Raw genomic sequence first — 12,983 nt, 5'->3', positions numbered from 1 at the left:
TCCGAATTCTTCATGCCCGTTGCAAGATCATTGCGTTCTGGTGATTCGCGACCTCGCACTGGGTCAGAGATCCGCACTGCTTTTCTGACATTTTTTGCTGAGCGTGCGCATCAGGTGATTCCTAGTGCTTCGTTGGTTCCTGAAGACCCCACGGTGCTACTAACCATTGCTGGCATGCTGCCGTTTAAGCCCGTTTTCATGGGTCAGGCTGAACGCCCTGCGCCGCGGGCCACCAGCAGCCAGAAATGTATTCGCACGAATGACATCGAGAACGTGGGTCGCACAGCGCGGCATCACACGTTTTTTGAGATGCTTGGCAACTTCTCTTTTGGCGATTACTTCAAGCAACAAGCGATTGAGTGGGCCTGGGAGCTCACGACAGAGGTGTTTGGACTTGATCCGAAGAATTTGGTGGTGAGCGTCTTTCGTGAGGACGATGAGGCTGAGACCATCTGGCGAGATGTGGTGGGGGTGAATCCCAAGCGCATCATTCGTATGGATGAGGCTGATAATTTTTGGGCTTCAGGGCCGACTGGCCCCTGTGGACCTTGTTCGGAGATCTATTACGACTTCAAGCCGGATCTGGGCAACGACGACATTGATCTGGAAGACGACGGTCGTTTTGTTGAGTTCTACAACCTGGTTTTTATGCAATACAACCGAGATGGGGAGGGCAATCTCACCCCACTCGCGAACCGCAATATTGATACCGGCATGGGCTTGGAGCGGATGGCTCAGATTTTGCAGGGCGTCCCTAATAACTATGAAACTGACATTATTTACCCATTGATCGAGACGGCTGCTGGGCTGGCGGGTCTCGATTATCAAAAGCTTGATGAGAAGGGGAAGACCAGCTTCAAGGTGATCGGCGATCACTGCCGCGCGATTACGCATTTGATCTGTGATGGGGTTACTGCTAGCAACCTTGGTCGCGGCTACATCATGCGGCGTTTGCTTCGCAGGGTGGTGCGTCATGGGCGACTGGTCGGGATCGAGAAGCCTTTCTTGCAGGCCATGGGGGAAGCGGCGATTGCCTTAATGGTGGAGGCTTACCCCCAGCTTGAGGAGCGCCGAAAGCTGATTCTGGCGGAACTCAATCGCGAGGAGGCCCGCTTCTTGGAAACGTTGGAGCGTGGTGAGAAGGTGCTGGCTGATGTGTTGGTTGCTAATCCCCAGATGATTTCAGGGGGCCAGGCCTTTGAGTTGTACGACACCTATGGCTTTCCTTTGGAACTCACCCAGGAGATTGCTGAAGAGCATGGTTTGACTGTGGATCTCCAAGGATTTGAGCAAGCGATGGATCAGCAACGTCAGCGTGCCAAGGCCGCTGCAGTGAGCATTGATCTCACGCTGCAAGGGGCTATCGAGCAAATGGCAGCTGAGTTGGAGGCCACTCGCTTCAAGGGTTATGAGGTCTTGGAGCAGCCTGGCTGTGTCTTGGCCCTAGTCGTGAATGGGGAGTCGGCCGAACGAGCCAGCGCTGGTGACAGTGTGCAGATCGTGCTCGATACCACGCCCTTCTACGGTGAAAGTGGCGGCCAGGTGGGTGATCACGGTGTGCTTTCGGGTGAAGGCTCCGGCGGCAATGGTGTGATCGTGACTGTTGACGATGTGAGTCGTCATCGCAACGTATTTGTGCATTTTGGTCGTATTGAGCGCGGCACGTTGGCTCTGGGCGACCTGGTTAACGCTCAGGTGGATCGGGCCTGTCGTCGCCGTGCCCAGGCCAATCACACTGCAACTCACCTCTTGCAGGCGGCGCTCAAGCAGGTCGTTGATTCGGGGATCGGTCAGGCAGGTTCTCTGGTGGACTTCGATCGCTTGCGCTTCGACTTCCACTGTTCGCGAGCTGTTACGGCCAAGGAACTCGAGCAGATTGAGGCTTTGATTAACGGTTGGATCATGGAATCTCATGATCTGATTGTTGAGGAGATGTCGATCCAAGAGGCCAAGGCTGCCGGCGCTGTAGCGATGTTCGGAGAGAAGTACGCCGATGTGGTGCGCGTGGTGGATGTGCCAGGTGTGTCGATGGAACTTTGCGGCGGAACCCATGTGGCCAATACAGCTGAGATCGGCTTGTTCAAGATCGTTGCTGAGAGCAGTGTTGCTGCAGGAATTCGGCGGATTGAGGCGGTAGCTGGCCCGGCGGTGCTGGCGTATCTCAATGAGCGCGATGTTGTCGTTAAGGAGTTGGGCGATCGCTTCAAGGCGCAGCCCAGCGAAATCGTCGAACGGGTGACATCGCTGCAGGAGGAGCTGAAGAACACTGGCAAGGCCCTGGTCGCAGCTCGCGCCGAACTGGCGGTGGCAAAATCAGTTGCTTTAGTCTCCAAAGCTGTGGCTGTGGGACCCTTCCAACTGCTGGTGCAACGACTCGATTGCGTTGACGGTACGGGTCTTCAGGGAGCAGCTCAGAGTCTTGTCGACGAGCTTGGCGAGGGTTCGGCAGTAGTGCTTGGCGGACTGCCGAACCCTGCCGACCTGGGCAAGGTGATTCTGGTAGCGGCCTTTGGCAAGCAGGTGATCGCGGGTGGCCAGCAGGCCGGCAAGTTCATCGGTGGCATTGCCAAGCATTGTGGCGGTGGTGGCGGTGGTCGCCCCAATCTGGCCCAGGCTGGGGGGCGCGATGGAGCGGCTCTTGATGGAGCATTGGCAGCGGCAAAGGTTGAGCTGAAGCAAGCCTTGGGCTGAGCTTTTAATTGCAGGGAGACGTCTTGACTAAGAGCTTGATTATTGAGATGGAAAGTAATTATATGACCTTGCATTAGTTTTCTTATTGAGTTCATTCAACGATATTTTCTACGACTTTAGGGCGGGAGTTTTGAAGGACATGTTTCTAGGCGCTGAGTTATTCTCAATGATTTCAGCTAAGATCTATAGTATGTGTAGAAAGATCAGATGATATTTATTGGGGCAATATATTCTAATAGCTTAGGTTGAATCAAAAAAAGAAATTTCACAAGGCCCTGGATTGAAATTGCCGCCTAAGCTTGTTGATACAATCGGCTTAGTAGTTAATTAATGGTAGGCCTGCAGGTGGCGGATTTAGCGCTCTTTTGACCTCCTGCTGCACTGATGATTTAAATTTTGCCCACTGGGGACTGCGGATAATCTGTTGAGCAGCGGCCTTGCCGAGCCGGTGGCCTGCTTCTACGTCGCTGGGGTAGTGCAAGCCGCAAAACGGACGGGCATAGACACCCTGGCGTCCTGTTAGCAAGAGGGGTTCACGCCGTTGCGGGAATAGATCGGCTAGCAGATAACTCGCTGTGGTGTACCAGCTAGCATGGCCACTGGGAAAACTCTTGTTATGTTCCAATGGTAGGCAGGGTGTGATGCTGGACTAGGCGACGAATGGGCGATCACGACTGATTTCTTTCTTGAAAGTGTCTTTCACGTTGTTGACTAGCTTGATGAATTGAGGAAGCTTTTTTTGATCTTCGGAGCCGTTTTGGAGAAATCAGAACCCAAGGCAGGTTCGAAAACTGTCATAACTTTGTCCAGATAGGTCCAAGCATTCCTAACTTCGCTAGGGTTTCTGCTTTTTTGAAGCCAGAAGAGAATATCGAGATCACGCTGTAATGACTTGCTACCTATTTCTGGAGGATCACCGATCACTTTTCGCAGGGCAGGGATATCCAGAACTAATCCCTTTGCTGGATTACTTGATTCGGCATAGACAGATGGTGACAGCAAGCCTGTGAAAGCAAAACTTAGAAGAAGACTGCGGAGCGAAATGTTTTTCATAGAAATTGCTTATAGCTGATTTATGATTGCAAGTAGCAATAAGTCAAGGAATATTGCTTGGATAGGTTTCTTGAGGGCTAGACTGTGATCGATCGGTTAACAGGTAAATATTGACCGATCCGTCTGATGGCGATAGCTTTGCAGGATAGGATTAATGTATTGATAATGGTTCTCTAGTTCGTTGATGAGGATTGTTCTAGTCTAATCTAGAATATCGTTTTCCTGGGTAGTCAAGTTGCTATTTATCAAGATGGGTTCTCTTTGGCTGATTTTGAGTGGACCTGGCTAGGTGCTCTATTAATACTTGAAATCCACGATGAACAAGATATCATTTGCTAATGACTGATTCCTTTGGTTATTCATTCTCCCTATAGCGGTGTTTAAGTTGTTCGGCCGTTTGTGAAATGAACTGGTTCAGACTTTTTAGGTCTTGGAGTGCTTTGTCCAATAAAATATCATCCCCTTTACAGGCTCCGTTAATGCCATCAAGTAGCAATGTGATCACCTTGTTGGTATTGCGGACACGCTCACTCATCAGAGCAAGCAGTTCGATCAGCAGTTCGGAGTCATAGATCAGTGCTTGGAGTAGCTCGTTACCGTTGATTTGGAGGAGTTCCGCAGGTCCATCAACCACCCGGACATCAGCAGAGTGGGTGCCATCGCCGAATAGGCCCATCTCCCCCAATAATGCTTCGGCTTCAATCACTGTCAGCGTGTGAGGAGATTGACCTTGTTGTTGGATCTCAATCGCTACCTTTCCTTGAGTCAGCAGAAGCAGGTGCTTGGCCGCTGCGTCTTGCTTGAGGAGTAGCTCTCCTGGCTTGGCATGCACGGTTGTGGGATGGAGTGCATTGGCGTGGGTCGCCAGCAGTAACTTCAGTCGCTCGCGGACTCGCTGAAGTTGAGGCTCTTGTCCCCACATGGCTGCTGTGGATGGCTTTCATTATCTTGGTATGACTGGCAACATCGTGCAGAACCAAGGCAAGCAGTTGCTTGATGGGTAAAAACTGTTTTAGATAAATGAGTAATGTTGGTGAGTGGGCATCTCTTTTTAAGATAATTGGCCTTTGATCACTCCGTTAGATCAAGGGTTCATTTTTCTTCTCATTAATCTCGTGCATTTTGTAGAATGTTTTTCGTTAAAGCGATGGGAGATTTCAAGTTCGAGTTCATATTTTAGCGAAACGATTAACGTATCAGCCCATTGAAGAGGGCTGATACGTTAATGATTCATTGATGCTTATTGATGGCATAGCTCACCAAGTGCGTGTATTGGTATTGGTATTGGTATTGGTATTGGTATTGGTATTGGTATCCGTGGATGTGCGTGTATTTGTGGCTTGATTGTCTTTATCATCACTCGATGCATTGCTGGAGCTATTGTCTGAGTCATACGTGGAGCTGTTATCTGAGTCATTCGTGGAGCTGTTGCTTGAGTCATTCGTGGAGCTATTGTCTGAGTTATTCGTGGAGCTGTTGCTTGAGTCATTCGTAGAGCTATCTGTTGAAGTCGTGTCTGAATCAGCACTAGAAGTATTTGTAGATGCTTGATCTGAATCTTCGTTTTCGTTATTTTTGCTAGACTGATCCTGATTGGTGCTCTTGTTCTTATTTTTGCTTTCTTTGGACTGATTTAACTCAGTTTGTATTGTGTCGCTGGTTTCAATGAGTTGATTTATGTCACCAAATGGTTGTTCGCCTTTAGAGCTTAAAATACTATTGATAATTGGCATGCCGTTTTTGTTGGTTCCTAAGGTTAAGTAGATGTCTCTATCATATGTTTGCTTTTCAGGGGGAGGGTCAATAGGAGCTGGTGTATTGCTCAGAAGTTCATTAAATGTTTTTGCTATGACAGTGCTTTCTGGAGGGGGGGTTTGCCCTTTGACATGTTTAATGACGAGCTGGCTGTAATACTTAGGAGTCATTTTCATGCAACTTAGGATAGTTCCGTCTGGATCTATTCTCACTTGCTCGCCAGCTTTGATGACATAGGCATCATTAATCAGCGACTTGACTGGCCCTGAGTCGCAAGGAGTTGCGATTTGTCCGATAGATGCAAATCGCAATTTTGTATTTTTAGATTGCTTGCTCTGGGCAACTTCAGTTCTTAAGGCTTCATCATCTTTAGAAATGGCTGGGGCTTCGACAAAGCTTCCGCCAGTGGGGAATCGATAGGATATCTTGCCTCCTATGGTTGTCTCCGAAATGCCATCGTAGGAACCATAGGTAAATAAATTAAGTCTTTGACCGATTGGTATATTCAATCCTACGCGCCCACCAGCATAGTTTTTGCCGATCCCTGCAAGTAGATATGGCGATAAGGATAGGGTGATGGGCTCTTGATAAATTTCAGCAATAGGCATTCCTACCGTCGCACTGGCAAAGGAGAATTGGCTCTCGCAGTTGTCTACGGGAACACCACCAGCAGCTGCAAACTTCCAACGATTTCGTTCTGTCTCTACTCCTAATGAAAGCTGTGAGCGAGAACAACTATCTTTAATTTGACCCTGCCAATGGGTGTATCCCGCCATCACTCCATTGCTTCTTTGGTTATTGGGATCAAACCAGCGATATCCGAATTCTTGGCTGACTCCCCATGCATCGTCGAAGTTAGAGGATGACGATGTAAGGCTATAGAGAACTGAACTCCCGCTGTTTTGACTGAGAGGTTGAAAGTATGCCAAGTCACCTAAAATAAGCCCCTCAATATCACTGTTATTGGCATTATTTCCCCAGATGGTTCCACCAATTCCAATCACTGGATTGAGTCGTGGATAGAGGGTGAGAATGTCCGCGTCTTGCTCGTTGAGCAAGGCTGCTTCAGATTTGCCGCTGATTTGAGCTTCTCCAGTGAGTACAGCGAGGTCATAACTACCTTCTTGGTTGATGCTTAAGACATAGGTCGTACCACGAATTCCAAGAACCTTGCTACCGATGCAGCTACGCTGGGTGCCGTTGATCAGGACAGAACCATTACTTAAACTGAAGCAGTCTTCACCGAGGTTGATCAAGCTGTTTTTGCCGAGATATCCAAGAGCGCGACGATCAAACAGCAATTCAGTTCTGCTGCTGCCTGTGCTTATTTGTTGCCCCTCTTCTGCCGATTGCTTGACGCGTGCTTGGCTTTTATCGATATAAACTTCGTTGCCATCAACAATGCGTTGAATGGTTGCTTGTTTAAGGGATGAGGCGAAAGCAGGGCTAATGAAACATTGTAATAGGATCAGCCAAAAGAAACGCTCCCCTAACTTCATCGGCCAACCCTTTTAGAATTCTCTTTCTATACTTGATTAATTCAGGAATTGAGATTTGTTATGGACGCTTTTAATCGCGTACACGTGCTGTGCTTTTTGGCCTCGTATCTCGTATATTCCTAGATCTTCTAGGGTCCATTGGTCGCCGAGGAGTTGGGCCACTTCCTCGCTCATGACCACTGTTTGATTGCTTTGTTTGGCTATTTTTTCGAGCCGGCTAGCAGTGTTGACAGCATCGCCGATTACCGTGTAATCCATGCGGCTGCGGGAGCCAATGTTGCCGCTGATCACAGTGCCATAACTAAGCACAACCACCTGTTCCCATGGTTCTTCACCTTTATTGCTCCAGTGTTGATTGAGCTTTGCGAGCCGTTTTTCGATATCTAAAGCTGCTTCGATTGCTGCTTCTGCATCCACCTGCCTGTTGCGCTTGATTGGCGCTCCAAAAACAGCCAAGGCGGCATCACCAATGAATTTATCGACCGTGCCTCCCCGTTGATGGATGGCTTCGACAACTTCGGAGAAATAGAGGTTTAGCCTTTCCACCAGGCGGGGTACTTGACCACTTGCTGACATGGATTGGGTGAAGCTGGTGAAGTTGCGAATATCGGTCATCAACACCACGACTTCCGTGAGTCGTCCACCCAGGATGTCATCTGCTTCCTCAGGTTGATTGGCGATCTCCGCGGCTACGGCTGGTGATAAGTAGCGCCCTAGGCTTTGACGTAGGCGTTGTTTTTGCCATTGGAGTTTCAATGTGGCACCAGCACTACTGATGACTCCTGCCGCAAGTGCTCCAGCAGATAGGCTCACTAAACCAACCTCAAGACCAAGTTGGGTGATTAATAGGAGGCTCAGTAGCAGTAGCCCTGAAGCAATCGCCGTCAGTATTCCCAGGCGAGTGAGAGGTCGTTCCCAGCGCTGAGAGGCCAAAGCCATCAGCACCACCATCACTCCTAGCAACAGCGACCATCCAGGCGATTTGTGGGGAAATAACAGGGCGCGGCCTTCTATTCGATTGGCGATTTCCGTCGCGTGGATTTCCACGCCAGGCATGCCTGCACCTCTTGCAAATGCTGTCTGGTGTAAGTCTTGTAGTGATGTAGCCGTTGGACCGATTAGCACGAGTTGATTGCGCAGTTGCCCCGACTCTTTCAATGCCGCATAGCTGTTTGGCTCTAGCAGCTGCCAGATTGAAAGTGTTGGAATCGTGCGCGGTGGGCCGTAGGGGTCCAGGAGTGGCAACCAACCATCCCAGCTCACTTGATGATCAACTGGTAGCGCTCCAGCTTGTAAGAGTGCAACCCCAAGGCTAAGAGGAGTGTTTTTACCTAGACTCTTGCTGACCGTGGTGGCGTAGGTATTCGGGCGTTGGCGGATCACACCATCCTGATCCTGGAATCCGTTGAGTAGTCCGTGTTGGTTTGTTCCCAATGCAGCGCTAAGTGCAGGGGTGGCACGCAGAAGGCTTAGGCCTCCTACAGCGCCACGGCTTTCGAGCACTTGTGCAGCCAATACGACTTTGGGTTGGAAGCGCTTTAAGCTGACGGCTAAGACCTGATCGTCGTTTGGGCCATAGATACTTGGGCTATCGAAGAGCAGGTCAACACCAACAGCCTTCACTCCACAGGCAAAGAGACGATCCAAAACCGTTGCATAGATTTTTCGCGGCCATGGCCAGTGCTGCAAACTACGTAAATCTCTTCTCTCACTAAGATCTGTATTGGATGCTTGTTGCAGGCTGAAGTCGTCAATGGCCACGATCGTGATGCCATCAGGAACCCGACGTGGGCCACGAAGCTCTTGGGCAGCATCGACAAATGCCAGTTCAAGAAGCTCTATTTGGCTGGGATAGAGCAAGCCAATGCCGCCAATCACCACTCCAAGGCTTAAGACAGCAGCTTGGCGCTTGATCCACTTACCTCTTGTCGCCATCCATGCTCAAGACTGTTAATAACCATCGTGATGCCAGTCGTTCTGAACAGCCAGCTCTTGTTGCATTAGGCAGGAACAGCTTTGTCTTGAGATCGACAGTTTTTATCAGGGATAGTGCATGCTTAGTGTGTGAGTGAAGATTGACTAATGTGCTAATAATTGATTCATATTGAAGAGTGATTTGGGGTCTGCATTACTGTTCAATAACTAAAAATAATGAAACATGGCTGTTTTCAGCGTTGAGCAGTTGCAGGCTGTGCAATTTTTTTCGGCTTTAACAACGGATGATTGTGAGCAATTATTGGATCGCCATCTTGAGTCCAGTTATGGTGCTGAACAGGTGTTCGTGATGGAGCAAGACTGGGGTGAGTCGGTTTTTCTGTTGTGCTCAGGCATGGCCAAAGTACGCAGTTATACGGCTGATGGCGATGAAGTTGTGATGTCAGTGTTGGGGGAGGGGGATCTGTTTGGTGAGATGGCTGCTCTTGATGCAGCACCCAGGTCCGCTGATGTTGTGTCCTTAACGCCAGTGAAACTTTTGAAGATGAGAGCATCGCCTTTTGTAGCTTTGCTGCGCAAGGAAGTGGGCTTTGCGATTGCCCTTGCTCAGCTTGAGGCATCTCGCTTGCGAGATCTCAATCAGCGTTTTGCAATCCAGACCAGTGATGCCACGACACGCTTACTCAATGCATTGGCTTACTTGGCTCGCAAGAGTTCTTCTGCTGATGATCCCAAAGCGGCGATTCCGCCCTTAGCTCAAAGGGAGTTGGGTCTCATGGCAGGTTTGTCCAGGGAGACTGCCTCCCGGACATTGAGCAAGCTGCGCAGTCGTGGAACACTGGAGGAGATCGAAGGCTGTCTGCGTTTGGTGGATCTGCAGCCGCTGGTCAAACGAGGTCTGTTGCCGCTTTGCTCTTAGAGCTTTTGAGCACGGTACGGGTTGAATTGACCCGCCAGAATCGTCTTGGATTTAGGAGCCTTTGGAAAGTTTTCAGAAAAACAAGTTGCTGATCTCCAGGGATGCGACTCTTCAGTACTAAATGAGTTGCTGTGATCACAGTTGCTCATGTCTTCGATATGGGAATGATGTCAAGTCCTAGCCTTGAAGGTACGTGGTCTGACGCAGGCTCGCTTCTAGATGGTCCATCAGCCGGCGCACATCCTTGATCTTGAGCTCACCTCGTTGAATCGCAAGTTCACTCGCCAAGCGCAGCCTCTCTAGCAGGATCTCAGGGTTGTGCTCCATTGCTTCGAGCACCTCGGAATTGGTGTTGCCTCGCACAACGTGGTCTATTTGGTAGCCACCACCAGTTGTCAGCCGGATGTGCACGGCATTGGTACTGCCGAACAGGTTGTGCAGATTGCCCATCACTTCCTGGTAAGCACCGGCGAGAAACATGCCAATCATGTAAGCCTCGTTTTGGCGCAGGTTGTGAAGCTCCAGCAGAGTTTTGGTTTGCCCATTCCCGATGAAGCGGTCCAGTTTGCCGTCGGAGTCGCAGGTGAGGTCAGCAAAGTGACCTAGCTGAGTTGGCTCTTCCTTCAATCGATGAATCGGCATGAGCGGGAAGAGTTGTTCGATGGCCCAGGTGTCTGGGGCTGAACGAAATATTGAAAGGTTGGCGTAGTAGGTGTCAGCGAGAACAGCTCTTAAACCTTGTAGGTCGTCGGGAATTGTTTCGTGGCAAGGCAATTGGCCCATAATTGCTTCGGCGCAAGCCCATGTGAGTTGTTCCGCCAGAGCCCGTTCTGGCAGACTGATGTAACCCAGGCGGAAGGCAGCGAGGGCATCGTCTTTGAATTTGATTGCGTCGTTCCATGCTTCCTGTAGGCGCGATATCTCAGAGGCATCATCCTTTTGAGTTGCCATTACTCCTGCGAGTGTCTCCCTAAGGTTGTGAATGGTGAGGGGTTCCTCTCCTGTTTGATTGGGTACAGCTCCTGGGACAGTTCCGGTACCTAGTACATCGAAAACGAGTATTGAGAAATGACTAGCGATCGCGCGTCCGCTTTCGCTCACAAGGATAGGCAAAGTGATGCCATGAGGTTTACAGCATTCGCGCACCGTTGCGACCACATCATTGGCATAGTTCTGTAGGGAGTAGTTGGTCGATGCTGCGCTAGCGCAGCGGCTACCGTCGTAGTCGACACCCAGACCACCCCCAACATCTAAATACCCCATGGGTGCTCCCAGCTTGGTCAGCTCTACGTAAATTTGCCCTGCTTCTTGAATCGCGTCTTTGAGTACGGCGATGTCGTTGATTTGGCTGCCGATGTGGAAGTGCAGTAGGCGCAGATCGCTGAGGAGATCAGCTTGCCTTAAGGCTTCCACTGTGCTTAGCAGGTCCGGCACTGAGAGACCGAACTTGGCTTTCTCGCCTACTGAGCTACTCCAGTGGCCCGTACTGCGTGTCGTTAACTTTGCTCGTACACCGATGAAAGGTGCTGCGCCAAGCTCTTGGCTGGAGCTGATAATCCTTTCCACCTCATCGGGTTGTTCAATCACTACTACAGGTTGGCGACCAAGCCTGCGGGCCAAGATCGCGGTTTCGATGTAGCGCTGATCTTTGTAGCCGTTGCAGATCAGTAGTGCCTCTGGGTCGTTGACGAGTGAAAGAGCAATCAGCAGCTCAGCCTTGCTGCCAGCCTCTAGGCCAAAGTGCCAGTGGCGACCACTTTCCACCAGTTGTTCTACGACGTGGCGTTGTTGGTTGCACTTCACCGGGAATACGCCTTGATAGCGACCGGCGTATCCGTATTTGCTAATGGCTTGTTCGAATGCGCTGTGCAGCTTTTCTAGTCTGTCTTCGAGGATGTCATCAAAGCGGATCAGCAGAGGCAAGTTGAGGTTGCGGCTTTTGAGCTCCGCTACCAGTTCCACCAGATCGAGGCAGCTGCCTTGATCGCCGCGTGGCTTGACCTGTACGTGGCCGTTGGCGTTGGCTGTGAAGTAGGGCTCACCCCAGCGATCGAGGCCATAGAGGGCTGCACTGTCTGCAACGGTCCATGACTTGTTGCCCTGGCTTGGGTCGGCTGCCGACATGACGGACGCAGAAGGATTACTGCAGGGGATGCCAAGGAAATCTAGGTGTGCTTTGACCTTGGCTTCTTCTTGGCATCAGAACATCTTCGGACAAAGGTGCTAGCAGTCTGTGGAGGCTTTCTTTTGGTTGCATGGCAATTCAGCTTTGATGTGATCGCTCATTGCAGCCTCAGTTTTCATAAGTGTGTAGTTGCTTGGATCGTTTTCATGACCCTGTAGCGCGTGCTTCTTCTAGGTTTCGGGCGGTCTTGACTGCATGGGATTGCAAGGGGGTTTGGTGGCATGCCACGAGCCAAAAGTGTTGTTGTAATCAGTTGGCATGTGACGGTTTTAGGTTGAATGTTGATGTCGTTAGGTCTCAAAGAAAGGAGTTTGACTAAGGGCTATTCATTTATGGGGTTGTGATCATTTGCTCCAGCAGGATGGATTGGCTTGCCAAGGGGCAACTCCAACACGGACGATGGCCGGACTAACGACTGATCAACATGGCCGTAGAGCGCACCTTTGTTGCCATCAAGCCCGATGGTGTTCAGCGGGGTCTAGTGGGAGAAATTCTCGGTCGCTTTGAGCGCAAGGGTTTCAAGCTCGTGGGGCTCAAACAGCTCGCCCCTAGCCGCGAGTTGGCTGGTGAGCATTACGGAGTGCACCGTGAGCGTCCTTTCTTTGCTGGGCTTGTTGATTTCATTACTTCCGGTCCAGTGGTTGCCATGGTTTGGGAAGGTGATGGAGTGATTGCTAGCGCTCGTAAGTTGATTGGCGCCACTAAGCCTCTGGAGGCTGAGCCTGGCACTATCCGTGGCGATTTAGCTGTGAACATCGGCCGCAATGTGATTCACGGTTCGGATGGTCCAGACACGGCTCAACTTGAGATCAATCTGTGGTTCTCGCCAGAAGAGCTCAACGCATGGACTCCTTCAGATCAGAGTTGGCGTGTTGAAAGCTAAGGCTGCAAGGTTTGATACGCCTGATTGGGGCAATACGAATCCAGGCCAATAGGTCAGATTTAT

At 50.4% G+C, this 12,983-nt stretch carries 8 protein-coding genes; 3 read left to right on the top strand and 5 right to left on the bottom strand.

The window, feature by feature from the left end:
- Positions 1-12 precede the first annotated feature (12 nt).
- Entirely contained in the window at positions 13-2,691 is a 2,679-nt protein-coding gene (alaS, locus tag SIB74_RS10760) for an alanine--tRNA ligase (protein ID WP_063396638.1), read from the top strand.
- Between the two features lie 316 nt (positions 2,692-3,007).
- Here alaS and SIB74_RS10755 read toward each other — a convergent pair whose 3' ends face one another.
- The 4 genes from SIB74_RS10755 to SIB74_RS10740 all read right to left on the bottom strand — a co-directional run bounded on the left by SIB74_RS10755 (position 3,008) and on the right by SIB74_RS10740 (position 8,933).
- A complete protein-coding gene (locus SIB74_RS10755) occupies positions 3,008-3,316 on the bottom strand; it encodes a phosphatase PAP2 family protein (protein ID WP_197463318.1) in 309 nt (102 codons plus the stop codon).
- 783 nt (positions 3,317-4,099) lie between these two features.
- Positions 4,100-4,666, bottom strand: a complete 567-nt coding sequence (locus SIB74_RS10750) for a cyclic nucleotide-binding domain-containing protein (protein ID WP_063396639.1) — start codon at positions 4,664-4,666, stop codon at positions 4,100-4,102.
- A gap of 334 nt (positions 4,667-5,000) precedes the next feature.
- Complete coding sequence (locus SIB74_RS10745; RefSeq protein WP_063396640.1) at positions 5,001-6,998, bottom strand: hypothetical protein; 1,998 nt, start codon at positions 6,996-6,998, stop codon at positions 5,001-5,003.
- Between the two features lie 36 nt (positions 6,999-7,034).
- Positions 7,035-8,933 (bottom strand): CHASE2 domain-containing protein, encoded by a 1,899-nt coding sequence (locus tag SIB74_RS10740; RefSeq protein ID WP_063396641.1) that lies wholly within the window; start codon positions 8,931-8,933, stop codon positions 7,035-7,037.
- Positions 8,934-9,156: 223 nt separating this feature from the next.
- Between SIB74_RS10740 and SIB74_RS10735 the strand changes: the two genes are divergently transcribed.
- Positions 9,157-9,852 (top strand): Crp/Fnr family transcriptional regulator, encoded by a 696-nt coding sequence (locus tag SIB74_RS10735; protein ID WP_063396642.1) that lies wholly within the window; start codon positions 9,157-9,159, stop codon positions 9,850-9,852.
- Between the two features lie 177 nt (positions 9,853-10,029).
- Here SIB74_RS10735 and speA read toward each other — a convergent pair whose 3' ends face one another.
- Positions 10,030-11,976 (bottom strand): biosynthetic arginine decarboxylase, encoded by a 1,947-nt coding sequence (speA, locus tag SIB74_RS10730; protein ID WP_063396643.1) that lies wholly within the window; start codon positions 11,974-11,976, stop codon positions 10,030-10,032.
- 485 nt (positions 11,977-12,461) lie between these two features.
- On the opposite strand from speA, the gene ndk reads away from it, so the two are divergent.
- Positions 12,462-12,920: a nucleoside-diphosphate kinase gene (gene ndk, locus SIB74_RS10725; protein WP_063396644.1), complete on the top strand. Its 459-nt coding sequence runs from the start codon at positions 12,462-12,464 to the stop codon at positions 12,918-12,920.
- The last annotated feature ends 63 nt before the right edge of the window (positions 12,921-12,983 follow it).

Source organism: Prochlorococcus sp. MIT 1306 (genome assembly GCF_047304515.1).
GTDB classification, from domain to species: Bacteria; Cyanobacteriota; Cyanobacteriia; order PCC-6307; family Cyanobiaceae; genus Prochlorococcus; species Prochlorococcus marinus_D.
This window is presented reverse-complemented; position numbering and strand designations above follow the sequence as displayed.